The organism is Sulfitobacter sp. M05 (assembly GCF_029285175.1).
Taxonomy (GTDB): domain Bacteria; phylum Pseudomonadota; class Alphaproteobacteria; order Rhodobacterales; family Rhodobacteraceae; genus Sulfitobacter.
On the sequence record NZ_JABEDH010000001.1, the window covers coordinates 1,010,706 to 1,035,016 of the forward strand.

Here is a 24,311-nt window from a genome sequence, read left to right on the forward strand (position 1 = left end):
TTCAGCCTCGTGAAAGGCAATTTATTATGGTTCTACGCTGACAATACCAATGCGGCATGGTAAGTGGCGCGAAAGAAACAAACGTGGATTTGACATGAGCAAGCTTTTCACCGCACTGCCCCTTTCTGCTGCCCTTTTCGTACTGGCCCCCTTGCCAGTGCTGGCGCAGGATACAACGGCCACAACCGAAGAAGCGAAACCCGAAGCGGCCCAGGGCTCGAAGGTTGAGGAACAGCTGAGCCTTGGCGAAGATGCCTCAGGCGATCCCGAGCTTGGCAAACCCTATACGCAGGAAGTGATCGGCGAATGGGAAATGCGCTGTATCAAGACCGAAGCCGAAATTGATCCGTGCCAGATGTACCAATTGCTGGACGACGGTCAGGGGGCTCCAGTGGCAGAAATCTCTCTGTTCCGCTTGCCCGATGGTGGCAAAGCCAAGGCTGGCGCGACAATTGTTGTTCCGCTTGAGACCTCCTTGCCGCAACAGCTGACCATCTCCGTCGATGGCGGCAAAGCGCGACGTTATCCTTACGCGTTCTGCAACCCTGTCGGCTGCTATGCGCGGCTTGGCCTGACAGATGCTGATATTTCGGCATTCAAGCGCGGCAAGGCAGCAGAAATTACGATCATTCCTGCGCTGGCACCCGATCAGAAAGTCAAACTGGCCCTGTCGCTGAGCGGTTTCACCGCAAGCTATAACAAAGTTTCAGTGATTGATCAGTAAGCTTGGCAAGCTGATGCGCTTTCGCCGGTAACATTCAAGGGCCGTGCCGTATTTCGGTGCGGCCCTTTGCGTTTGGAATATCAGACTTTGCGCAGGGCAATCACCGCATTCATCCCGCCAAAGGCAAAGGCATTACTCAGCACGACAGAGACTTTTGCATCCCGCGCCGTGTTGGGCACCACATCCAATGCACATTCCGGATCCGGTTCTTCATAACCGATTGTCGGCGCAATCACCCCATCGCGCAATGCCATGATGCAAGCCAAAAGCTCAACTGCGCCGGTGCCGCCAATCAGATGGCCATGCATGGATTTGGTCGAGGAGATCATCAATTGATCTGCATGGGGCCCAAAGACATCCGCAACCGCCGCGCATTCGGTTTTGTCGTTGGCCGCCGTCCCGGTGCCATGGGCATTGATGTACCCAACATCCTCGCGGTTTATGCCAGCATCTTCCAACGCTCCGACCATCGCACGGGCGGCACCGGCTTTGGACGGCATCACAATATCACTGGCATCCGAGGACATGGCAAACCCGATCACCTCGCAGAGAATATCTGCCCCGCGGGCCCGGGCATGTTCATATTCTTCGAACACAAATATACCGGCCCCTTCACCTTGGACCATCCCGTTGCGGTTCGCTGAAAACGGGCGACAGGCATCGCGGCTCATCACGCGCAGACCTTCCCAGGCTTTCACGCCCCCAAAACACAGCATCGATTCCGATCCGCCGGTGACCATGGCCGGTGCCATGCCCGAACGCACCATGGAAAACGCCTGTGCCATCGCGTGGTTGGAAGAGGCGCAAGCAGTAGACACGGTAAACGACGGTCCCTTCAGGTTCCATTCCATGCTGACATGGCTTGCCGCCGCATTATTCATCAATTTGGGCACAACAAAGGGATGCACCCGGTTCTTACCCTCTTCATAAACCGCACGATAATTGTCATCCCATGTGGACACACCACCGCCGGCGGTCCCCAGAACAACACCTGATTTTGCCGAAACATCGCCGGAGAATATCAGACCGGATTGGGTAATCGCTTCTTTGGCCGCGGCCAGCGTAAACTGGGTGAACCGGTCATAAAGTGACATCTGCTGACGGTTGTAACGCCCTTCGGCCTCAAAGCCGCGCACTTGCCCGCCGATTTGAATTTGCAAACGCTCGACGTCACGAAATGAAAGCGCGCCGATACCACAAACTCCTTCGCGCATCGCCTGCATGGTCGCGGGCACATCGTGGCCCAAGGCGTTGATCGTCCCCGCACCGGTGATCACTACACGTTTCATGGTGTTATGCCTGCTCAGCTTTCAACCGTTCAATCCCCTTGATGATCGTGGCAACCGAGGTGATGTCAAAATCGGTTGCAGAAGGATCATTGGCATTAAAAGGCACACTGATATCAAAAGCTTCCTCGATTGCGAAAATGCTCTCGACCACTCCCAGACTGTCGATGCCAAGGCTCTCAAGTGTACTGTCCGGGGTCACGTCCTCCGGTTCCAACAGGGCTTGTTCTGCGATGATTGTGATGACTTGATCGGTGATATTCATGGGCCAATCCTTTGCTTCGGTCAGGTCCTCAGGTCACGTACAAGAATGATCTAGCCATCCTTGTCTGATTTGAAAACCACCTTTCGCAATTCCCCGACTTCACGCAGCAAACGCGGCAACCGGCGTTGCGCTTTATAGAGGTCGACCTGCTTGTCCATTTGCGTCGCTGGGTAACCCAGCATCGTGCGGCCAGCCGGCACATTCGACATCAGTTTGGTGCCGCCGCCCGCAATCACACCGTCACCGACAAAAATATTATCGTTCACACCAACCTGCCCGGCCAACACCACATTGTCACCGATCCGGGCTGATCCGGCGATGCCGACCTGACCACAAATCAGGCTGTTCGTACCGATGGCCACGTTATGCCCCAGATGCACCTGATTATCGAGTTTGGTGTTATTGCCGATGGTGGTGTTACGGATGGTGCCGCAATCAATCGTACAGCCCATGCCGATTTCCACATCATCTCCGATGCTGACTGATCCCAGTGAATGAATGCGAATCCACGGTTGGGCAGCCGCCGCGCCCTGATCTCCAAGGGTCTTGCGGGCGGATTCAACTGTCGAAGGTTCCGGCGTTACAAAGGAAAACCCGTCTCCGCCGATCCGCGCACCCGGTTGCAGTATGCACCGTGCCCCGATCGTCACGCGTGCCCCAATGCTGACCTGTTCGCGCAAATAGGCATCAGGGCCCAAATCCACATCAACGCCAATAAAACAATGCGGCCCGATCACCGACCCGGCACCGATCCGCGCCCCTGCCGAAATGATGGCAAGTGGTCCGACGCTGACGTCCGCGCCCAAAACCGCTGTTGGATCGATAATCGCCGACGGGTGAATACCCGTGGCAAACCCCTGCCCCTTGTCCAACATCCGCGTCATGCCGGACATCGCAAATCTGGGCCGCGTCGGGAAAATCGCAGCCTTCAGCCCCATGGCTTGCCAGCCGGCATCGGGCCATAGCATCGCAGCGCGGGCCGCGCCCTGTCCCAGCCCCTCGGCATACTTGGGGTCCATGGCCAGCGCCAAATCATCCGGTCCCGCCGTCTGCGGCTCGGCCGCGCGAGCGATAACCAGTGATGTATCACCAGCAGCTTCGGCCCCCAGTGATTTCGCAATCTGTTCAACCGTAAAATTCATCATGGGCACCCCTTGTGGCAGCGCCCCGAGATTTACCCCTGAACGCCGCCCAAGACCACCCCTGCCCGCGACAGAGCGGACCATATCTTGGCGTCACGCCCATAAACGTCAGCGCGGTATTCGGTATGGCCCCGCGCATTGGTCACCGCCGTGCGATAAATCAGATGCACGGGAACGGGCTCATCCAGAACCACTTTGGTCTCACTGCCGGAACGCAGCACGGATTGGAAATACCCTTTCGGATCCTGCTCCTGCATCCGCAGCAATTCATGTGCGAATTCAAAAGGTTGGGCCAGTCTCACACACCCATGGCTAAAGGCCCGCACATCCCGGGAAAACAGGCTTTTGGCGGGGGTGTCATGCAGGTAAATATTGTATTTGTTCGGGAACATGAACTTGACCAAACCCAACGCATTGGATCGGCTTGGCGGTTGGCGCATGGCAAAGGGGAAGGTGCGCTCGGTGTATTTCGAGAAATCCACCGCACCTCGGTTGACCTTGCGACCGCGGCTGTCGGTGATCTCGATATGGCTGACCGCATTGCTGTTGCGCTTGAGGGCCGGCAGGTATTCCTTGGTCACAATCGAGCGCGGCACATACCAGCTGGGGTTCACAACCATATGCGTCATCGTGTCCGAGAATTCTGGCGTCGGGCGATCATCCCGGTTCGCCCCGATGACCGAACGGGTGTAAAACGACAGCTTGCCATCATCGATGATCTTTGCCGAGAAATCCGGCAGGTTCACCAGAATATGGCGTTTGCCACGTTCCGTATTGAACCAGCGTTCCCGCTCAAGCGCGACCAACACCGATTGCAAGCGCTTCTCTACGCTGACGTTGATCTGTTTCATGGTGGCACCACCGGCCACTCCGTCATCATTCAACCCATGCGCAATCTGGAACTGCTGTACCGCCGCCTGCATGTCAGCATCATAAACACGGGTATTGGTACGCTCCAGATAATCCATCGCAATCAAACGGTTACGCAGGGAAATCACGGCATTCCCGCTTGCCCCCGGCTTGAGTGATTTGGCCGGCACAGGTGCCCCCCAGCCGCCTGCGCCCAGCAAGCGCTCCATCGCGACTTTTTCCTTGATCAGGGCATTATATTCCATGCTGGTCGGCGGCAAAGACCGGAAAAATGCGGCTGGTTTTGCCGCACTCAGCCCCGTCAGATAGGATGTACGCGGGCGATAGGGCACGGCGCGCACGATGGCAGAATCGATGGCTCTGGGGGTCAACATGCCGGTCTGGATATCGCGGGCATATTTCAGGAATACCCGGCTCAACTCAACCTCGGCCATCCCGCGATCCCGTGCAGTTCGCACCCCCGCCAACATGTCCATCACCCTTTGCGGGTCGTAGCGGGCTGTTGGCAAACCATGCGCCGCCACCGACCGGATGGCCTGCAACAGCTCTGCACGGCGGTTGCGGTCCTCTTCGCCCGGACCGGTCCAGATCGGTGTATACCCGTTCTCGCGATAAAAGGTCGCGATATCATCATCCTGCGCAGCGGTTTCGGCGATGGCCTGTTTAAAGGCCGTCACCTGTGCGCCCCCGGATCGCGGTGAAAAAGTCACCGCCGCACCAAATGCCACTGCAAAACCGGCTATCGCCATCCCGCGCGCCAAAATTCGCCCGGAACCCTGTGTTGAAAGAGCCATCAGCATTGCCAAATTCCTTACCGTACCGCACCGCCGTGCGCGCCTGTTCTACCGTAACCGGCCAACTGTCTGGCCTGTCGTCATTTGCGACTTATTACTTTGAATCTTCCAGATGAACGAGGGCGCAGTCCAATAACAATGACGTGGGTGCGGAACAAAATTGCGTCTGATGCCGAAACACCACCTGATGGCGGCGTTGAGATTCTTGATTTGCCCCGCTTTGAGCAGAAAATTGCCTAAACCTTCGCCAACTTAGCCGCTAAAGCTTTAGGGGCTTGGTTCGCGATTCTGCCTATGGCATACATCGGTTGCATCTAGGGACTAAGATTTATCGGCCATGTAACATCATGGACACAGGCAGAAAACGGGACCGACAACCTATGACTGGAACTAGCTCAACGGGGATGACCCGGCGCGCACTTCTTGGGGCATTCGCAGCAACGGCAGTAGCAGCAGCACCAACCTATTCAAACGCAGCGGGTTTCCTGCGCGGCGGCGGCGATATCCGCCGCATCAAGATGTACTCAGGCCGTACCGGCGAACGTATCGACATGATCTATTGGATCGAAGGCAAATACATCAAAGACGCCGTGAAAGAAGTTAACTATTTCATGCGTGATTGGCGCACAGATGGTGTTAAATCCATGGATCTGCGGACCATCGACATCATGGCTGCCGCCCATAATCTGCTCGATGTGAATGAACCCTATATGCTGTTGTCAGGCTACCGCAGCCCGAAAACCAACGCGATGTTGCGATCCCGGTCACGTGGTGTGGCAAAGAACTCTTTGCACATGAAGGGGCAAGCCGCCGATTTGCGCCTTGGGTCTCGTTCCGTAGGCCAGATGGCGCGTGCCGCAATCGCCTGCCACGGTGGTGGTGTTGGCCGCTATTCAGGGTCCAACTTTGTGCATATGGATTGCGGTGTCGTGCGCAGTTGGGGCGGTTAACCCGCCTCCTCACAGACCAGCCCGACAGAAGCGCCTTTTTGGGCGCTTTTTTTGTAACGGAAACACGCTTACCTGCCTCAATGAGGCATGGCGCTGAGGGCTGAGACCGTTGACGGTGCGGGAAGAGGCAGGACGCTTCCCAACTTTGGATGCCAGTCCGGATCACAGGCCGTTTCCCAGCGCCAACTTGACCGGCACATGTCGACAAGATCGTGTTTCGCGCGGAATTTAAGCAGGTTCGCTGCCATTGCCGGATCAGCAAAGCTTGCTGCGACGTCCCCTTCGCGCCGTGGTTGAAACCGAAACCGGATTTCCTGTCCGCTGACCCTTTCGTAAGTCTTGATCAACTCAAGCACGGAACACCCCTTCCCCTTGCCCAAATTAACAGTATGCGATTGCCCGCGCTCCAACAGCAGGCCAACCGATTGCACGTGCCCCCGCGCCAGATCGCAAACATGGATGTAATCCCGGATGCCCGTGCCATCAGGTGTGCCGTAGTCGCTCCCGAAAACGGTCAAACCCGGCAACTGTCCCTTTGCAACCCGTGCGACAAGCGGCATCAGATTGCCGCCATCACTTAACGGGGCCTCACCAATCAATCCCGACGGATGGGCACCGGCGGGATTGAAGTAACGCAATATCCCTGCCTGCCAGCCCTGATCCGCCCGCGCCTTCTGGTTCAGAAATTGCTCTCCCATCAATTTGGACAGCCCGTAAGGGTTGGTATAGCCAAGCGGCGCATGTTCAGGGATCGGCAAAGCTTCGGGTGCGCCGTAAACTGTGGCGCTGGAGGAATAGACAATGGCACGCACATCATGCCGTTGCATCACCCGCAGTAGCGTCAAAAGACCGGTGATATTACTGTCAAAGAACCGTTGCGGGCTGGCCAGTGACTGCGGCACAGATTTCTTTGCGGCAAAGTGGATCACCGCGTCTATTTTGTGTTCGCAAAACACCGCATCAAGCGCAGCCTCATCACCGACATCCACATCATAGGCCAATACCGGCGTACCGGTGATCAAAGCCAGCCTGTCAGGCACATCGCGCGCGGAGTTAGAAAAGTCATCAACGATGACAACACGGTAACCGGCATCAACAAGGGCAATGCAGGTATGAGATCCGATAAATCCAGCGCCCCCGGTCAACAAAATTGTAGCGGGCATAAACGCTCCATCCCGATGGTGCGAACCGCACCTTTGACGGGATGTTTACGCGTAAAGTAACAGGATATGATTAACCGACACGCGCCATAAGGTCGGAAGATCGGGGCTCATTTTTGCGACACCGTAAACCCACCTCCCCCCCGGCCAGATCGGCCGATACAGGGAAAATAAGCAGACATCACATTGCGCCATATCCGGTCAACACCGTCACCAATGTCCGCCAGAAAACATAGGCTTCCATGCGGAACCCCGACTTCGCGATATAGCGCAGATCAAGCGCCAGTTTGGTGCGGGTGCCCTGATCGTCGCTGGTATATCCCTGCACCACCTGGCTAAGCCCGCTGAGACCGGGACGAATAATGTGACGGTGGTGATATCCGGGCAGAGATTTGCAATATTGGCGCACAAACTCCGGCTGTTCGGGCCGTGGTCCGATCAGGCTCATCTCGCCGCGTAAGACATTGATTATTTGTGGTAATTCGTCAATTCGGAACCGGCGCAGCACCGCGGCGAACCGGGTTATCCTGTGGCTTTCGGCATCTGCAAATTTGGCCTGCCCCTTATCGGGGCGCATGGTGCGAAACTTGACCATCACAAACAATCTATGATGACGGCCAACACGCCGCTGCCTATAAAGCAAGGGACCGGGATTAACCCAAGGGTTAAGCAGCCAAAGTGCCAGGCCCACAATACCCAACACAGGCAAAAGCAGGATAGATATCCCCAGATCAGAAAGCCGTTTGATCCGCCAAAACAGCTGTGATCCCCCAACTCGTACAATAGACACCCACCGTCCTCCGGGCCAGCAACCGTGGATCAGATTGTGCTTAATTGGTTAAGAAAGGGTTGCGACGCCCAAGTGCAGAAAGTCCGGTCAGCCCCCGCCAAGCAAGCGTTCCTGCACCCAGAGAATTGAAGGATAGGAGGCGATCCAGAACCACAAAAACCGGTTAAGGCCAAACAAACAGGCGTTGGCAAGATGAAACAGCGCCGCCACAGCAAGCGCCACGGGCAATGTGACTGGATGCAAAAGCGCCAACGGAAACACCACCTCGAAGCCCATCACGGCCCACGACATCCCCCACAAAAGCCGCGGCATTTGAACAAATCCACGCAGGTTTTCACTAACCGGATAGGCGGAAAAACTGAACACATCACGCAAGGCCCTGCCACTGCGCCATTCCGGGTTGATAATCTTGACCCAGCCGGAGATGAAATAGGACAGCACCACCTGCATACCAAGATATCCAAACGCCGCCTCACGCGGCAGCCCTGCCTGTAACAGTTGGGCCATGCACAGGCAGTATAAAACCAGCAATCCCATCCGGTCGCTGCCGCCGTTGTATGGCCCATTGAACCGGTGCAAAAACAAGAAACTGTGCAGGGTAAGACCCAGCAAGGCCCATTCGCTGAAGATCCCCGTTAGGACCACGACACTTAGAACCGCGCGCGGGAGGAACAGCAGGCGCGTTTCACCAGACCAAAAGATATGTTCGGCGCATTGCTGTAAGAACGCCAGCGCCAACAGGATTTCTGTCAGCCGCACTGCCAGATCAAAGGTCACGAAGCACCTCTGACCGGTACCGGCTCGGACACAAACACCACATCCTGAACGAACCCTGTATCGTCACGATAAACGAACACCAACCGGAACTGCATCAGGCCCTCGTCCACACCCAAATCTAACCCATTGATATCTCGCAATATCCGGCGTTGGATTTCGTTAACACTATGGGACGTCGGTTCGATCCCAAGCGCGATCCGCTCGGCGCAGCTGACTACAAAAAGCGCATCGTTCCACGCTGGATTCCACAACAGCCGCCGAAACATTTCCCCCAGCGAGACCGCCTGCGGGCGTGGTTGATAAGGCGTCCAGTTGCTGGCACCCTCAGCATCGCGCGGCACAATCGCCCACTCGACACGTGGCGACGGCTCCACCGCCTTGAAAAACCGCCAAGACGGAATCAGCACCGGCAGGATCAATGAAATTGTCTTCAACATGATCGACGATACCAATGTCACGGTTAAACCGTGGTAAATTCTGTCAGCCTTCGCCCGAGATTACACAAGAAAAAGCAGCCCGATTTCACCGGATAATCGCACAAAATCAAAGGGATAAATGGCGGACCATAGAGGATTCGAACCTCTGACCTCTGCCTTCGGAGGGCAGCGCTCTATCCAGCTGAGCTAATGGTCCGTGGTTTTCCTATACATAAGCTGCTGGCCGCTCGCAATGGCCGCCAGCATGGTTTTCATCACTTATCGGAACACCGCCCGGCATTATTCACAGGATCAGGCAAAAAGATCATGCGCCAGTTCCAATGCATCCACCAAAATGTCGATCTCGGCCTTGGTGTTATACAGCCCCATGGACGCGCGACAGGTGGCCGGCAGGCCCAGATGCTCCATCAGGGGCCCTGTGCAATGCTGCCCTGCCCGCACCGCCACACCCTTTTTGTCGAGAATCGTAGAAATGTCATGCGCATGGGCCGCGCCGTCCATGGTAAAGCTGAAAATCGCCCCTTTGTCCGCGGTATTTCCTTGCACCTGAATCCAGTTCAGCCCGTTCAGCTTGGCCACCGCATAGTCGCGCAGGCTGTCTTCGTGGGCGGCAATGTTCGCCATCCCCAAGCCCATCATATAATCGATCCCAACCCCCATGCCGATGGTTTGCACGATGCCCGGCGTGCCCGCCTCGAACATCATTGGCGGATCGTTATAGATCACCCCGTCTTTACTGACCTCCTTGATCATATCACCACCACCGATAAACGGGCGCATCTGTTTCATCCGGTCAGCTTTGATATAGATGGCTCCTGAACCAGACGGGCCATAAAGCTTGTGACCGGTAATCGCATAGAAATCACAACCGATGTCCTGCACATCAACCGGCATATGCACTGCGGCTTGTGACCCGTCGACCAATACCGCCACGCCCTTGGCATGGGCAGCTTGAGTGATGGTTTTCACGTCCACCTTTGTGCCCAGAACGTTGGACATATGGGTGATTGCAATCAGTTTGGTCTTGGGGCTGATCGCATCAATCACCGCCTGCGGATCCAGCGCGCCATCGGCATCGACATCGACCCATTTTATCACAATACCCTGACGTTCACGCAGGAACTGCCAAGGGACAATATTCGCATGATGCTCCATCACAGACAGGATAATTTCGTCACCCGCCTGCAACATCGGCATGGCCCAGCTATAGGCAACCAGATTGATACCTTCGGTGGTGCCGCTGTTGAAAACGATCTCGTCTTGCGAGGCCGCGTTCAGGAATTTTGCGACCTTACCGCGCACAGCTTCGTAATTGTCGGTGGCCAGATTTGACAGGTAGTGCAGGCCGCGATGCACATTTGCATATTCTTGCGCATAGGTACGTGTGATGGCGTCAATCACCACCTGCGGCTTTTGTGCGGACGCGCCATTATCGAGGTAAACCAACGGCTTGCCGTTCACTTCACGGCTCAGTATCGGAAAATCACCACGGATTTCGGTTACATCATACATCAGTTCACTACTCCTAGGGCCGCGCCCCCGATTATCGCAATCAAAACCGCAAGCCCCAGCACAAGACCCACAGAGGCAACACAAAGCGCTGCAACCGCGTGCCACAAGGACCGCAAATTCAAGGCCTCTGCCAAAAAGCTTAGGAAAATCCACAGGCCCCAAACCGCAACGACCAGTGACAACAGGCCCCCTAGCGGCGGGATCGCAAGAGATAACAGCACCACCGCCGCTTGCGCCATAGCGCGCAGCACCTGAAACCACACGACAACGGCCAAGACATCCATCAGACCGCCCTTGCCGCCGACCACCAGCCCGGCCCAGTACATCGCATGGATATAGACAACCATCAGCCCGGCAATCAGCACAAACAGGGTCAGCGGCTTTTCAAAATACCCGGGCAAAGGCAGGGGCGTCGCAGAGGTATGAACGATCAATAGAACCAAGAATGTGTTGACCGCCGCAACCAGGGCAAGCGCCGTCCAAAGTGCGTCACGGCCCAAATTCATCGCCAGAATCAAACGTGCCGCCCCGCGCGGATTGCGCAGGCTGGTTTGCACCATCGGGACCAGCGCGTCCCGCATCACACGTCCTCGTTCAGCGCTGCGCGGAAACCGGCGAACCAGAACCAGACAAACAACGCGAACCAAACAAATCCAACCGCCGTCAATTGAATACCCTGCCCAATGAAACCGGCGGTCAGCCCCCAGAGCAACACCAGCGGAGACGAGGCCAAAAGCGCCCAGAACAAAGCCAGACGCGCGCCATAGCTGGTGATGCGGGCCCGCAGGACTCGCGCCACCAAATGGGTCAACGCCCCAATCGCGTAGAGCAGCAAGGGCGCGATGAACAGCCACGCCATGAGCGACGCCCCCATCAGCATCTGGAGGTTCTCACCAGTTTCAAAAGCCTGCCGCGCCAGACGCGGAGTTTGTGCGACAAAAACCATCAAACAGCCGATCATCAGATAGATCAGCGCACGGTCCTCGCGCACCCCCTCGCCCAGCAACCGGCGCACAACCTTGCCCGGCCCCCGATAGGTGGCCACAATATCACGTGTCGCCGGCATCAGCCGCGACGACGCGCCAGCCAGCCGGTCAGGCGCTCAAGGATCACATCCTTCAGCGCGTCGGCCTCGATCTCTTCCACCGCTTCGGCAAGGAACGACAGAGTCAGCAGATCGGTTGCCTCACCATGCGAAATGCCGCGTGCCCGCAAATAGAACAACGCGTCCTCATCAATTGCGCCTGAAGTGGACCCATGCGAGCAAATCACGTCATCGGCATAAATCTCAAGCTCGGGCTTGGCTAGAAACTGGCTATCGTCATCCAGCAACAAGGATTGACTGATTTGGTACCCGTCAGTCTTTTGCGCATCAGCTTTGACCAGGATTTTACCTTGGAACACGCCAACCGCGCCGTTTCGAAGCACTTTCTTGAACACCTGCCGGCTTTCGCAGTTCACCGCGTCATGGGTGATGAAAACCGTATCATCGTGATGGAACGCCCCGTCACCGACACACGCGCCAGCAATATGCGCCTTGGCATCATCACCAGTCAGCTCGATCACCGCCTCGTTGCGGGTCAGCACACCGTTTACCGTCAGAGTGAAGGATTTGAAGTTTGATTCCGTCCCCAGACGGGCAAACATGTGGGTGGCCGCGCGGCGTTCGTGATCGCGCCCTTGCGCGCGCACATGATTGAACGAAGCGGTATCTGCCACCTCGACCTCGGTGACCATATTCAAGCGCGCCGCAGCCGGACCATTTTCAAGAACCGTCAGTTCCGTCCCTGCGTCCAACTTAATGCAGTGGTGAAGGATCGCATCGGAGGTATTTGATTTATGATGATAAATCAGATTTACGGGCTTGCTGACTTTATCCGTAACATGGATCAGGATGCCATCTGTTGCCAGTGCGGTGTTCAACGTTGCCAAGGGCCGTGCCACCGGAGTCTGACCATTGGCTTCCAGCACACCATAGACATCGCGCGCCCAATGCAGATCGCTTTGCGCTGTTTCAAGACGCTCGATCGTCAGCCCTTCCAAGGCCAGATCGTCAGAAGCCTCTGTATCAAAAACACCATCGACAAACACCAGCTTCAGGCTGTCGACACCGTCAAAGATCGGCGCTTCATCACTCTCGAAAACCGCCGCTTCTGGGGCCCCGGCCTGTGTTAACGTATCTGGCCGTGTGTATTTCCAATATTCATCGCGCCGCTCCGGCACGCCCATCGCACGCAGCCGCGCCAAAGCATCAGCGCGGGCCGCCTTCGACCAGCCCTTGGCCGCCCCATCGCGCCCCGAAATCAACGCCTCTGTCGGGTTGGTTTTCTCAGCAACTGCTGTCATTACGCCACCTCGGCAAGAATATCGGCGTAACCGTTGTTTTCAACTTCCAGCGCCAGCTCAGGTCCGCCGGTTTTCACGATACGGCCATTCGCCATGATATGAACAACATCCGGTTTGATGTGATCAAGCAGGCGCTGATAGTGGGTAATCACCAGAAACCCCCGCCCCTCGGTGCGCAGCGCATTCACGCCCTCAGCAACCAGTTTCATCGCATCAACGTCAAGACCGGAGTCGGTTTCATCCAGAATGCACATCTTTGGCTCAAGCATGGCCATCTGTAGGATTTCATTACGCTTTTTCTCACCGCCAGAGAACCCCATGTTCACCGGACGTTTAAGCATATCCGCATCAATCTTAAGGTCTTTCGCCTTGGCGCGTACCACTTTCAGGAATTCCGCCGCTGACATTTCCTCTTCTCCACGCGCCTTGCGCTGTGCGTTCACCGCGGTGCGCAGGAAGGTCATGTTGCCCACACCGGGGATTTCCACCGGATACTGAAACGCCAGGAACAAGCCGGCGGCGGCACGTTCTTCCGGCTCCATGTCCAGCAGATCGTCAGCGTCCAGCGTGGCAGAGCCCTCGGTCACCTCATACCCATCCTTACCGGACAGCACATAAGACAGCGTTGATTTACCCGACCCGTTTGGCCCCATAATCGCATGTACTTTACCGGCCTCAACCTCAAGGTTCACACCTTTGAGGATCTGCTTGTCTTCATCTTCCAGTTTCACGTTCAGGTTCTTAATGCTCAGCATCTTAGTCTTCCTTCTCAGCGCCTTGGCGCGTGTTCTTAATTCAATGTGACAGCAGTGCCGGACACTGAAACCATCATCATGCTGTCCGATATGATCTCGTAATCCAGATCAATGCCGACAACGGCATCCGCCCCCAGGGCGGCGGCCTCTTGTTTCAGTTCGGCCATCGCAGTTTCGCGTGCATCGCGCAGCTTGGTCTCATACTGTCCAGAGCGCCCACCAACGATATCGGTGACCCGGGCAAACATGTCGCGCACGATGTTCGCACCCATGATGGCCTCACCGACAACGATGCCCTTATAGGCGGCTATGGTGCGGCCCTCTATTGTGTTGGTTGTTGTGACGATCATGACTAGCCCACAGACCCTTCCAGCGAAATTGCCACAAGCGCCTGCGCTTCCATCGCAAATTCCATCGGCAGCGCTTGCAGCACGTCCTTGCAGAACCCGTTTACAACCAGCGCCACCGCTTCCTCCTCGTCCATCCCGCGTGAACGGCAATAGAACATCTGGTCATCATCAACCTTGGAGGTTGTCGCCTCATGCTCGACCCGGCTGCTGTTATTCTTGACCTCTATGTAAGGCACCGTATGTGCCCCACATTGATCCCCGATCAACAAGCTGTCGCATTGCGTATAGTTACGCGATTCCTTCGCCTTGGGGTGCATCGACACCAGCCCGCGGTAGGTGTTCTGCGCCTTACCCGCCGAAATCCCCTTAGAGACAATCCGCGACTTGGTGCGTTTGCCCAGATGGATCATTTTGGTGCCGGTATCGGCCTGCTGCATATTATTGGCGATGGCGATGGAGTAAAATTCGCCCTGACTGTCGTCACCGCGCAGGACGCAAGACGGGTATTTCCATGTGACGGCAGAACCGGTTTCCACCTGCGTCCACATCACCTTGGCCCGATCGCCCCGGCAATCGGCACGTTTGGTCACGAAGTTATAGATACCACCCTTGCCGTCTTCATCGCCGGGGTACCAGTTCTGCACGGTGGAATATTTCACCTCTGCATCTTCCTCGATGATGATCTCAACAACCGCGGCGTGCAGTTGCGATTCATCACGCTGCGGCGCGGTACAGCCTTCGAGGTAGGACACATAGGACCCTTTGTCGGCAATGATCAGCGTGCGTTCAAACTGGCCAGTGTTTTCCGCGTTGATGCGGAAATAAGTCGACAGCTCCATCGGGCAACGTACACCGGGTGGCACATAAACGAATGAACCATCCGAAAAGACCGCCGAATTCAGCGTCGCATAAAAATTGTCAGAGACCGGCACCACGGACCCAAGGTATTTCTTCACCAATTCAGGGTGATCCTTGATAGCTTCGGAGATCGAACAAAAGATCACACCAGCCTTGGCCAGTTCATCCTTGAACGTGGTGCCCACAGAAACCGAATCGAACACCGCGTCCACCGCAACCTTACGCGGTTCGTCGCCCATGTTCTCAGCCCCTTCAACGCCGGCCAAAATGGCCTGCTCTTTCAAAGGAATGCCCAATTTCTTGTAGGTTTCCAACAGCTTGGGATCAACGTCATCCAGCGATTTCGGCTTTTCGATCATGCTTTTGGGACGGGCGTAATAATACTGATCCTGAAAATCGATCTCAGGATAATCGACCATCGCCCAATCCGGTTCCGTCTTGGTCAACCAACGCTCATAGGCCTCCAACCGCCAATCCAACATCCATTGCGGTTCTTCGTTCTTCTCCGAAATCAGCCGCACGATGTCTGTTGTCAGGCCCTTGGGGGCATATTCCATTTCAATATCGGTCGACCAGCCGTGTTTATAGGCACCGCCCACTTCGCGCACGGCATCCACGGTGTCCTGATCTACGCCGTCTTTGACGCCATCATTTTCATTTACAATCACAGTATCCAAGAGATCTGTCCTTTTCCCGTGGGCCGCATCAGGCCGCCCGTTCTGTATGTTTGTCGCGCTTTGCCAGCCATTCATCGGCAAAACGCAAAACGTCCGTTTTTGTTGTCGCCAACCCCAAGGACACCCGAATGGCGCTTGCGGCTTCACTCTCATTATAACCCATGGCCTGCAACACCTTGCTGGCCTTGACCTTGCCGCTGGAACAGGCCGATCCCGCCGAAATGGCAAAACCGGCAAGATCCATCTGCATCACCTGTGTTTCGCCCTTCCACCCCTCGGCAATGATGCAGGAGGTATTCGGCAAACGCGGCACTTGATTTCCGACAAAAATAGTCTTCTTTGCGGAAGTCGCAAGGGCGTTTTCTAGAATGTTTCTAAGTTCTTCAATTTCTTCCCAACGCCCCGAAGCCACATCCCTCGCCGCCGCCTCAGCCGCCGCTCCAAACCCGGCAATGCCAGTGATGTTTTCCGTACCAGAGCGGCGGTTCATCTCCTGCCCGCCACCGCGCAGCAGGGGTTCCGGGTCATCGCGTGTATAGTTGATCAGCGCCCCAACACCCTTTGGCCCGCCAAACTTATGGGCCGACAGGATCGCATAGGCTGGACGGTCATCCCCGCCAAACGGAAACGCCATTTTTCCAGCGACCTGCGTGACATCGCAAACCACGTTGCGCCGATCCAGATCCGCCAGAAACCCCTCAGGGGGCAACACCCCTGTCTCGCTGTTTGCAGCCGACACAGCCAACAACACGGGCTGCGCTCCTTGCCTTGGCCGATATGCGCCCTGCGCCCCATACCAAGACGGCAAAGACAACTCGCTCCAAACCTCCAGACAATCATGCTCTGTCGGCAAAGCCGCAAAGACGCCGCCATGCCGCGCCTTCTGCGCCACCGCCAGTGCCGCCGCCTCCGTTGCGCTACTGGTAAAAATCACCTGTGTCGGCAAACACCCAACCAGTGCAGCCACCTGCGCACGGGCCTTTTCAACCAGCATTTTGGCCTTACGCCCCTCACTATGCACAGAAGACGGATTGCCCAGGACATCCATCGCCGCCAGCATGGCCGCACGCGCCTCCTCCCTCAAAGGGGTCGTCGCGTTATGATCCAGATAACACCGCTCGGCCTTCATCTTGCCCTTAACCTCCGGGGTTTGGGGCAGCGCCCCAACACAAATAAAATCGCGTCGCGCTTTGCGCGTCAGCTGGCTCCCCCCTCACGCCTCATCCACAACATCAAACAGATTGGGCACTGCCGGACAGGGGGCCAGTTCGTTCTCAATCACATCCGACAGGCGCGTCTGATGCAGAAAAACATAAACATGCGCACTCAGACCCTCCCATAGACGGTTGGTCAATGATTGGGCGCGACTGCCTGACGCCCCTCCGGACGCACCCGCCCCCTTATGCATGGCATCCACGGTTTCATCGACCGCGGACAGGATATCAACCACCCGGATTTCCGATACCGGTCGTGACAACCGGTACCCGCCCCCGGGACCGCGCACCGAGGCCACCAGCTCCGCGCGGCGCAATTTCACGAACAACTGCTCCAGGTAGGGCAAAGAGATTGACTGGCGCTCAGCGATATCTCCCAAAGACACCAGACTTTCCCCCGGTTGCAGCGCGATATCGGCCAAAGCCACCATCGCATACCGGCCTTTGGTAGAAAGCTTCATCACATCCGTCCTTTGTTTGCAGCTGCGTTCATTGACGCCGGCCGCTGTTGCGCCTAAACGAAAAGCCCGGACTGCGTCTTATGCGGACCACCAGATTAGAACCGTTCTAAAGTAGTCGAGCGAAGTCGTCAACAATTCACGGCCCCTCTAACACCACTTTGGACTACCAGACAGGAACTTTCATGCCAGAGGTCATTTTCCCCGGACCGGAAGGCCGCCTTGAAGGCCGCTACCATCCCCAAAAAGAACGTGATGCCCCGATCGCCATCATCCTGCATCCACATCCGCAGTTCGGCGGCACGATGAACCACAAGGTCGTCTATAATATGCATTACGCATTTTATAACATGGGCTTTACGGTTTTGCGGTTCAACTTCCGTGGCGTGGGCCGGTCACAGGGCGAGTATGATCAAGGGATCGGCGAATTGTCCGATGCGGCATCTGCACTCGATTACCTGCAATCCATGAACAACAACTCGAAACACTGCTGGGTTGCCGGGTTCTCCTTCGGTGCGTGGATCGGCATGCAGCTTTTGATGCGCCGCCCCGAGATCACAGGCTTTATTTCGGTCTCGCCGCCTGCGAATATGTATGACTTCAGCTTTCTTGCGCCCTGCCCGGCATCCGGTCTGGTGATCAACGGCACCGCGGACCGTGTGGCACCGCCCGCCGATACCGTCAGCCTGGTCAACAAGCTGCACGAACAAAAAGGCATCACCATCACCCATCAGGAAGTGCCGGGTGCCGGCCACTTCTTTGAAGAACCACATATGGACACGCTGATCACATCCACCACGGATTATGTGAAACGTCGCCTGACAGAGACCACACGTTAATGGTTGATTCTGTCGTTGTCGAAATGGCCAACAAACTGGCTGAGGAATGCATCGCGGTTCAGAAAGAAACCGGCGAGGACCGGCTTTTTATGCGCATGGGTGATGTTCTGGGGGCCTCTTCACAAACACTCGAAGAGGCCTTTCTGACCGCAATCCGGACAAGGATGGCAAATGATCAGGGCCGTAAGTTTCTGGCCCAGACATTGCAGGCGCACCGCGCACAGGCCGGCGGCAATGAATAAGGAAATGGAAACGCGGTTGGATCAACAGATCGCGTTTTTGAACGAAGCAGACAAGCTTAAGAACACCATCCGCGCAACTGAGCTTTGCGACAATTCGCGCTATGAAAACTCGGCTGAACACTCTTGGCACCTGACACTCTACGCTATGGTCCTGGCCGATCAGGCGGGGCCGGATGTGGACATCACGCTGGTGATCAAAATGTTGATCCTGCATGATCTGGTCGAAATTGATGCCGGTGATAACCCCATTTTCGGCGATCTGGACCACGCTGCGATTGAGGCGCAGGAACAGGTTGCTGCCGATCGTATCTTTGGCCTGCTGCCGGACGACCTACGTCTCACCTTCCGTGCAATCTGGGACGAATTCGAAGCGGCGCAGACCCCGTCAGCGCAGTTTGCCAAGTCACTGGACCGTTTCCAGCCGCCGATGCAAAATCTGCAATCCGGTGGCGGCAGCTGGATCGATTTTAACGTGACAGAACAACAGATTCACGACCGCGTCGGCAGCAAGATCACCATCGGCGCTCCTTTTCTTTGGGACTATGCCAAGACACGGATTGCAGCCTTCTTTGCTGCGCAAACCGCCAAGTAACCCACCCTGCATACCATTGCATACAGACTTCCCCTTTAACCTGATTTAAGCTACATGGCGTGCATAGCCCCAGCCTGTAGTCAAAGGAAACCCGCATGACCAAGATCAAGGTAGAGAACCCCGTTGTCGAACTCGACGGCGATGAGATGACCCGCATCATGTGGGATTTCATCAAGAAAAAACTGATCCTGCCCTATCTCGACATTGATCTGAAATATTATGATCTGGGCATTCAGGCACGCGATGACACGGATGACCAGATCACCATTGATAGTGCCGAGGCGATCAAGAAATACGGCGTCGGCGTTAAATGTGCGACCATCACACCGGACGAAGCCCGGGTCGAGGAGTTTGGCCTCAAGAAGATGTGGCGCTCGCCCAACGGCACCATCCGCAACATCCTTGGCGGGGTGATTTTCCGCGAACCGATTATCTGTAAGAACGTGCCGCGCCTTGTGCCGGGCTGGACCAAACCCATCGTCGTGGGCCGCCACGCTTTCGGCGACCAATACCGCGCCACCGATTTCAAATTCCCCGGCAAAGGCAAGCTGACAATCAAATTTGTCGGCGAGGATGGCACCGAGATCGAACAGGAAGTCTTTGACGCCCCGGACAGCGGTGTTGTCATGGCGATGTACAACCTCGACAAATCCATCATCGACTTTGCCCGCGCCTCTTTGAACTATGGGCTGACCAAAGGCTGGCCGGTCTATCTGTCGACCAAAAACACCATCCTAAAACAATATGACGGGCGCTTCCTCGAACTGTTCCAGCACATCTATGAGACTGAATTTGAAGACCAGTTCAAAGAAGCCGGCATCACCTATCAGCACCGCCTGATTGACGACATGGTTGCCTGTGCAATGAAATGGAACGGCGGCTATGTCTGGGCCTGCAAAAACTATGATGGCGACGTGCAGTCTGACACTGTGGCGCAGGGCTTTGGCTCGCTTGGGCTGATGACGTCGGTCCTGATGACGCCGGACGGCAAAACCGTGGAGGCCGAGGCCGCCCATGGTACAGTGACGCGCCATTACCGCCAGCACCAGAAAGGCGAGGAAACCTCGACCAACTCCATCGCCTCAATTTATGCTTGGACCGGTGCCCTGAAACACCGCGGCAAGCTGGACGAGAACGAGGCCCTGACCAACTTTGCCGAAACATTGGAAAAAGTTGTTATCGGCACCGTGGAAAGCGGCCATATGACCAAAGACCTCGCGCTGTTGGTTGGTCCGGATCAGGGCTGGCTGACCACCATGGGCTTCCTTGAGAAGGTTGATGAGAACCTGAACAAGGCCCTCGCCGGCTAAGCACCACAGGGCCGCAGCGATGCGGCCCTTTTCGTTAACCGGCCAGCTTGGCCGGGGCCGCCTGCACCTTTGGAACAAATGCCGTGATCTCGACCTCTGTCGGGGTGAAACGGCAAAAGCTGCCTTTGGGCACCTCTTTCCAGCCACCACAGGCGGTCTCATAGGGTTCCGACACCACAGACCAGCCGCCCCATTCCGCATTCCACTGGTAATACAGCGACGGGGCACGATCATCCGAGGCATAGCGCACTGCATAGAGTGTTTCGCCATCCGACAAAGCAGCCGCCACACGCATATGCGGGATACAGCCCACACCGCGCGCCATGTCTTCGAAAACAGCCACCGAATGCTCAAGCGCGGATTTCGCACAGCGCTCCAACCCGATGCCACAAGCCACCAGAAACAACGCTTCGCTGTCCGTCGCCCCTTTGCGATGCGGATAAAGGTCATCCGGAATCAGCATATCGGCCGCCTTGCGCAGCTGATCGAACCCGCCCACCTGACCGTTGTGCATAAAGGTCCAGTTGCCCTGCACAAACGGATGGCAGTTGTTGCGGCTGGTCGCCGTGCCGGTCGAGGCCCGCACATGCGCCATGAACAAACGTGCCTGCACCTGTTCGGCGAGTGATTTCAGGTTCGGATCCGACCACGCCGGATGCACATCACGGTACAAGCCCGGCGTCGGGCGTTTGTCATACCACGCCAAACCAAAGCCATCGGCATTGATTGCAGTCTTACACTCGCTGGCATCGCGCGACTGCTGGATCAGTGAATGATCCGGCGCAGTCAAAATCTCGCTGGCGAATATTGGCGCACCTTGCCACGCCGCCCATCTGCACATGCCCGATCAACCTCGGTTGTGCGTGCGTTCATACAACGTCTTGATGATCCCGCTTGCGGTTTTCTCGCACAGACACGGGACAAAAGCATGTACCAGCGCGGCCCCGGCAGCCAGAAACAAGAGGCCCGAAAACTTCAAAGCAAAGGCCATATGCTCAAGGAAGGTCTCATCAACTTTGGCGGGGTGATCCAGGAATATCCGGGCAATCATTGGGGCTCTCCGTTTTTTACTCTTGCCGATCAATATGTTAAATTTTGGGTGTGAATTTATCCCAAAGATCACACTTTCCGGCTTGATTACGGGAAAAAATCCCACCAAATTACCCCAATGAAAGAAATTGACGCAATAGACCGCCGAATCCTCGTCGAGTTGCAACGCGACGCGGGGCAGTCGCTTGATACGATCGGTGAAACCGTTGGCCTGTCGCGCAATGCCTGCTGGCGGCGGATCGGCACCTTGGAGAAAGCCGGCGTGATCAAGGGGCGTGTGACACTGCTTGATGCGGCGTCTCTTGGCCTTTGCCTGACGGTGTTCATCCAATTGCGCACCAGCGCGCATACCGCCGAATGGCTACAGACCTTTTCCACCGCCACCAAAAGCATGCCTGAAATTCTCGGTGTCTACCGCATGTCGGGCGATCTGGATTACTTGATCCGTGCGCAGGTGACGGATATGGCCGGCTATGACCGATTGTATCAACGACTGATTGCCAGGGTGCCCCTCTCTGACGTCTCTGCCAGTTTTGTGATGGAAGAGATCAAGGAAACCACTGCCCTGCCCCTTTGATCCCAGCCGGATTACCCCACTATCGAAACCGAATTTGAAAGGACGCAACATGCCCGCTCATTACATCTGGTTGTTTTTTGCCATCCTGACCGAGACGCTGGGCACCACTGCCTTGCAGGCATCTCAGCAATTTACCCGTTTCTGGCCGGCCCTTGCAGTTGTGGTTTTCTATGGGCTGTCGTTTTACTGCATGTCATTTGCGCTGCGCGCGATGCCCGTCGGGATTGTCTATGCGATATGGTCCGGTCTGGGGATTGTGCTGATTGCGGGCATCGGATTTGTGCTGTTTGGGCAAAAGCTGGATCTGCCGGCGATGCTGGGTCTGGCGATGATCATCGGCGGAATCCTGATTATCCATCTCTTTTCTGCCACCAATACGCATTAACTCTCTTTTTATCTGGCCTTTGCTGCGCCTGCACGGTATGGCCCGCCCAACTCCCTGAACAAGGCTGAACCCATGGACCTGCGCAACATCGCAATTATCGCACACGTCGACCACGGCAAAACAACGCTGGTGGACGAACTGTTGAAACAATCTGGCACCTATCGTGAAAACCAGGCGACCACCGAACGCGCCATGGACAGCAACGATCTGGAGCGCGAACGCGGCATCACTATTTTTGCCAAACCGACCTCCGTCGAGTGGAAAGGCACACGTATCAACATCGTGGACACGCCCGGCCACGCCGATTTCGGCGGCGAGGTCGAACGCATCCTGTCGATGGTCGATGGTGTTGTCCTGCTGGTGGACGCTGCTGAAGGTCCAATGCCACAGACTAAATTCGTGACTTCAAAAGCGCTGAAGTTGGGGTTGAAGCCAATTGTTGTGATCAACAAGGTCGACAAACCTGACGGCGAACCAGACCGCGCATTGGATGAATGTTTCGATCTGTTTGCCAGCCTGGATGCCACGGACGAACAACTTGATTTCCCTACAATGTATGCCTCTGGCCGTGCCGGCTGGGCCGATCACACGCTGGACGGCAAACGCGATGGTTTGGACGAATTGTTCCAGTTGATTCTGGATCACGTCCCCGCCCCGGCGCAGATTGCCGAAGCGGACAAGCCTTTCACCATGCTTGCCACCACTTTGGGCGGCGATCCGTTTCTTGGTCGCCTGCTGACTGGACGCGTTGAAACCGGCACCTTGAAAGCCGGTCAAACGATCAAGGCAATGTCGCGCGACGGCACGCTGATTGAAAACTTCCGCTGCACCAAAATCCTCGCGTTCCGCGGGTTGGAGCAGACAGCCATCGACATGGCCGAGGCCGGTGACATTGTGTCCATCGCAGGCATGACCAAGGCGACCGTTGCGGATACGCTGGCCGATCAATCCGTGTCCGAGGCGATTCCTGCCCAACCGATTGATCCGCCCACCATCACCGTAACCTTTGGCATCAATGATTCCCCGCTTGCCGGTCGTGACGGTAAAAAAGTTCAGTCCCGTGTCATTCGGGAACGTCTGCACAAAGAAGCCGAATCCAACGTTGCGATCAAAATCAGCGACACCCCGGGCGGTGACGCCTTTGAAGTTGCCGGTCGCGGCGAACTCCAGATGGGTGTTTTGATCGAGAACATGCGCCGCGAAGGATTCGAACTGTCGATCTCACGCCCGCAGGTTCTGTTTCAGGACATCGACGGAGTGCGTCACGAGCCGATCGAAGAAGCCACCATTGACGTGGATGACGAATATTCCGGCGCGGTGATCGAAAAAATCACCGGCGTGCGCAAAGGTGAATTGGTCGAGATGAAGCCCGCCGGTGCAGGCAAGACCCGCATCATCGCCCATGTGCCTTCCCGCGGATTGATCGGCTATCACGGTGAATTCCTGACCGACACGCGCGGCACAGGTGTGATCAACCGCGTGTTCCATTCATGGGCACCGCATAAAGGGACCATCCCCGGCCGTCGCGCTGGCGTTTTGATCTCGATGGAAAACGGCACCTCGGTTGCCTTTGCCCTGTGGAACCTCGAAGAACGCGGCAAGATGATGATTGGCGCGCAGGCGGATGTCTATACTGGCATGATCATCGGTGAACACAGCCGCGAAAACGATCTGGAAGTGAACCCGCTGAAGGGTAAGAAGCTGACCAATGTTCGGGCCTCGGGCACCGACGAAGCGGTCCGTTTGACCACGCCAAAGATCCTGTCATTGGAAGAGGCGATTGCCTATATTGACGATGATGAACTGGTTGAAGTAACGCCAAATGCTGTGCGTCTGCGCAAGCGCTATCTTGACCCGCACGAGCGTAAACGGATGGCGAAATCAGCCTAAGTTCGGAATTTCGGGGCGCTGCCCCGGACCCCGCAGTATTTAGGGCCAAAAAGAGCGGGAA

The 24,311-nt window shown here is 56.2% G+C and carries 28 protein-coding genes and 1 tRNA gene; 9 read left to right on the plus strand and 20 right to left on the minus strand.

Going from position 1 to position 24,311, the window contains the following annotated elements; translation table 11 throughout:
* Positions 1–94 precede the first annotated feature (94 nt).
* Positions 95–724 (plus strand): invasion associated locus B family protein, encoded by a 630-nt coding sequence (locus tag HKX44_RS05100; protein ID WP_276150206.1) that lies wholly within the window; start codon positions 95–97, stop codon positions 722–724.
* Positions 725–804: 80 nt separating this feature from the next.
* Here the strand turns inward: HKX44_RS05100 and HKX44_RS05105 are convergent, their stop codons facing one another.
* The 4 genes from HKX44_RS05105 to HKX44_RS05120 are packed head-to-tail and all read right to left on the minus strand — an operon-like array spanning position 805 to position 5,087.
* A complete protein-coding gene (locus HKX44_RS05105) occupies positions 805–2,013 on the minus strand; it encodes a beta-ketoacyl-[acyl-carrier-protein] synthase family protein (protein ID WP_276150207.1) in 1,209 nt (402 codons plus the stop codon).
* A gap of 4 nt (positions 2,014–2,017) precedes the next feature.
* On the minus strand, positions 2,018–2,275 hold the full coding sequence (locus HKX44_RS05110; RefSeq protein ID WP_276150208.1) for a phosphopantetheine-binding protein: 258 nt from the start codon (positions 2,273–2,275) through the stop codon (positions 2,018–2,020).
* 50 nt (positions 2,276–2,325) lie between these two features.
* Entirely contained in the window at positions 2,326–3,417 is a 1,092-nt protein-coding gene (gene lpxD / locus HKX44_RS05115; RefSeq protein WP_276150809.1) for a UDP-3-O-(3-hydroxymyristoyl)glucosamine N-acyltransferase, read from the minus strand.
* A gap of 32 nt (positions 3,418–3,449) precedes the next feature.
* Positions 3,450–5,087, minus strand: coding sequence for a L,D-transpeptidase family protein (locus HKX44_RS05120; RefSeq protein ID WP_276150209.1), 1,638 nt, complete (start codon positions 5,085–5,087; stop codon positions 3,450–3,452).
* A 374-nt stretch (positions 5,088–5,461) separates the two neighbouring features.
* On the opposite strand from HKX44_RS05120, the gene HKX44_RS05125 reads away from it, so the two are divergent.
* A complete protein-coding gene (locus HKX44_RS05125; RefSeq protein WP_276150210.1) occupies positions 5,462–6,031 on the plus strand; it encodes a DUF882 domain-containing protein in 570 nt (189 codons plus the stop codon).
* 77 nt (positions 6,032–6,108) lie between these two features.
* Here the strand turns inward: HKX44_RS05125 and galE are convergent, their stop codons facing one another.
* The 14 genes from galE to HKX44_RS05195 form a co-directional block, all read right to left on the minus strand.
* The gene (galE, locus tag HKX44_RS05130) at positions 6,109–7,194 is read right to left on the minus strand and encodes a UDP-glucose 4-epimerase GalE (protein WP_276150211.1); all 1,086 of its coding nucleotides are present in this window, start codon (positions 7,192–7,194) and stop codon (positions 6,109–6,111) included.
* 178 nt (positions 7,195–7,372) lie between these two features.
* Positions 7,373–7,981: a sugar transferase gene (locus tag HKX44_RS05135; RefSeq protein ID WP_276150212.1), complete on the minus strand. Its 609-nt coding sequence runs from the start codon at positions 7,979–7,981 to the stop codon at positions 7,373–7,375.
* An 87-nt stretch (positions 7,982–8,068) separates the two neighbouring features.
* Positions 8,069–8,758 carry an HTTM domain-containing protein gene (locus HKX44_RS05140; protein ID WP_276150213.1) on the minus strand — a complete coding sequence of 230 codons (690 nt, stop codon included), beginning with the start codon at positions 8,756–8,758 and terminating at the stop codon, positions 8,069–8,071.
* Entirely contained in the window at positions 8,755–9,195 is a 441-nt protein-coding gene (locus tag HKX44_RS05145; protein ID WP_276153194.1) for a hypothetical protein, read from the minus strand. Before HKX44_RS05145 ends, HKX44_RS05140 begins: the two co-directional genes overlap by 4 nt.
* Before the next feature lie 119 nt (positions 9,196–9,314).
* A tRNA-Arg gene (locus tag HKX44_RS05150) sits at positions 9,315–9,391 on the minus strand.
* 95 nt (positions 9,392–9,486) lie between these two features.
* Positions 9,487–10,707 carry a cysteine desulfurase gene (locus HKX44_RS05155; protein ID WP_276150215.1) on the minus strand — a complete coding sequence of 407 codons (1,221 nt, stop codon included), beginning with the start codon at positions 10,705–10,707 and terminating at the stop codon, positions 9,487–9,489.
* Complete coding sequence (locus tag HKX44_RS05160) at positions 10,707–11,288, minus strand: YIP1 family protein (protein ID WP_276150216.1); 582 nt, start codon at positions 11,286–11,288, stop codon at positions 10,707–10,709. The genes HKX44_RS05155 and HKX44_RS05160 overlap by 1 nt, the downstream gene beginning before the upstream one ends.
* On the minus strand, positions 11,288–11,773 hold the full coding sequence (locus tag HKX44_RS05165) for a YIP1 family protein (protein ID WP_276150217.1): 486 nt from the start codon (positions 11,771–11,773) through the stop codon (positions 11,288–11,290). Before HKX44_RS05165 ends, HKX44_RS05160 begins: the two co-directional genes overlap by 1 nt.
* Positions 11,773–13,053 (minus strand): SufD family Fe-S cluster assembly protein, encoded by a 1,281-nt coding sequence (locus tag HKX44_RS05170; protein WP_276150218.1) that lies wholly within the window; start codon positions 13,051–13,053, stop codon positions 11,773–11,775. The genes HKX44_RS05165 and HKX44_RS05170 overlap by 1 nt, the downstream gene beginning before the upstream one ends.
* Positions 13,053–13,808: a Fe-S cluster assembly ATPase SufC gene (sufC, locus tag HKX44_RS05175; protein ID WP_276150219.1), complete on the minus strand. Its 756-nt coding sequence runs from the start codon at positions 13,806–13,808 to the stop codon at positions 13,053–13,055. The genes HKX44_RS05170 and sufC overlap by 1 nt, the downstream gene beginning before the upstream one ends.
* Positions 13,809–13,843: 35 nt before the next feature.
* On the minus strand, positions 13,844–14,158 hold the full coding sequence (locus HKX44_RS05180) for a heavy metal-binding domain-containing protein (RefSeq protein WP_276150220.1): 315 nt from the start codon (positions 14,156–14,158) through the stop codon (positions 13,844–13,846).
* A 2-nt stretch (positions 14,159–14,160) separates the two neighbouring features.
* Positions 14,161–15,693, minus strand: a complete 1,533-nt coding sequence (gene sufB / locus HKX44_RS05185; protein ID WP_276150221.1) for a Fe-S cluster assembly protein SufB — start codon at positions 15,691–15,693, stop codon at positions 14,161–14,163.
* A gap of 28 nt (positions 15,694–15,721) precedes the next feature.
* Complete coding sequence (locus HKX44_RS05190; RefSeq protein ID WP_276150222.1) at positions 15,722–16,822, minus strand: aminotransferase class V-fold PLP-dependent enzyme; 1,101 nt, start codon at positions 16,820–16,822, stop codon at positions 15,722–15,724.
* 84 nt (positions 16,823–16,906) lie between these two features.
* Positions 16,907–17,368 carry an Rrf2 family transcriptional regulator gene (locus HKX44_RS05195; protein WP_276150223.1) on the minus strand — a complete coding sequence of 154 codons (462 nt, stop codon included), beginning with the start codon at positions 17,366–17,368 and terminating at the stop codon, positions 16,907–16,909.
* A gap of 182 nt (positions 17,369–17,550) precedes the next feature.
* Between HKX44_RS05195 and HKX44_RS05200 the strand changes: the two genes are divergently transcribed.
* From HKX44_RS05200 to HKX44_RS05215, 4 genes are all read left to right on the plus strand, one after another.
* Positions 17,551–18,204 (plus strand): alpha/beta hydrolase, encoded by a 654-nt coding sequence (locus tag HKX44_RS05200; RefSeq protein ID WP_276150224.1) that lies wholly within the window; start codon positions 17,551–17,553, stop codon positions 18,202–18,204.
* On the plus strand, positions 18,204–18,446 hold the full coding sequence (locus HKX44_RS05205; RefSeq protein ID WP_276150225.1) for a hypothetical protein: 243 nt from the start codon (positions 18,204–18,206) through the stop codon (positions 18,444–18,446). Before HKX44_RS05200 ends, HKX44_RS05205 begins: the two co-directional genes overlap by 1 nt.
* Positions 18,447–18,450: 4 nt before the next feature.
* Positions 18,451–19,038: an HD domain-containing protein gene (locus HKX44_RS05210; protein ID WP_276150810.1), complete on the plus strand. Its 588-nt coding sequence runs from the start codon at positions 18,451–18,453 to the stop codon at positions 19,036–19,038.
* A 95-nt stretch (positions 19,039–19,133) separates the two neighbouring features.
* Complete coding sequence (locus HKX44_RS05215; RefSeq protein ID WP_276150226.1) at positions 19,134–20,348, plus strand: NADP-dependent isocitrate dehydrogenase; 1,215 nt, start codon at positions 19,134–19,136, stop codon at positions 20,346–20,348.
* A 34-nt stretch (positions 20,349–20,382) separates the two neighbouring features.
* On the opposite strand, the gene HKX44_RS05220 is transcribed toward HKX44_RS05215, so the two are convergent.
* Both HKX44_RS05220 and HKX44_RS05225 read right to left on the minus strand, forming a co-directional pair.
* On the minus strand, positions 20,383–21,189 hold the full coding sequence (locus tag HKX44_RS05220; RefSeq protein ID WP_276150227.1) for a class II glutamine amidotransferase: 807 nt from the start codon (positions 21,187–21,189) through the stop codon (positions 20,383–20,385).
* 6 nt (positions 21,190–21,195) lie between these two features.
* Positions 21,196–21,399 carry a DUF6356 family protein gene (locus HKX44_RS05225; RefSeq protein WP_276150228.1) on the minus strand — a complete coding sequence of 68 codons (204 nt, stop codon included), beginning with the start codon at positions 21,397–21,399 and terminating at the stop codon, positions 21,196–21,198.
* A gap of 117 nt (positions 21,400–21,516) precedes the next feature.
* On the opposite strand from HKX44_RS05225, the gene HKX44_RS05230 reads away from it, so the two are divergent.
* From HKX44_RS05230 to typA, 3 genes are all read left to right on the plus strand, one after another.
* On the plus strand, positions 21,517–21,975 hold the full coding sequence (locus HKX44_RS05230; RefSeq protein ID WP_276150229.1) for an Lrp/AsnC family transcriptional regulator: 459 nt from the start codon (positions 21,517–21,519) through the stop codon (positions 21,973–21,975).
* A gap of 49 nt (positions 21,976–22,024) precedes the next feature.
* Complete coding sequence (locus tag HKX44_RS05235) at positions 22,025–22,360, plus strand: multidrug efflux SMR transporter (protein WP_276150230.1); 336 nt, start codon at positions 22,025–22,027, stop codon at positions 22,358–22,360.
* A gap of 72 nt (positions 22,361–22,432) precedes the next feature.
* Positions 22,433–24,250 carry a translational GTPase TypA gene (gene typA / locus HKX44_RS05240; RefSeq protein WP_276150231.1) on the plus strand — a complete coding sequence of 606 codons (1,818 nt, stop codon included), beginning with the start codon at positions 22,433–22,435 and terminating at the stop codon, positions 24,248–24,250.
* The last annotated feature ends 61 nt before the right edge of the window (positions 24,251–24,311 follow it).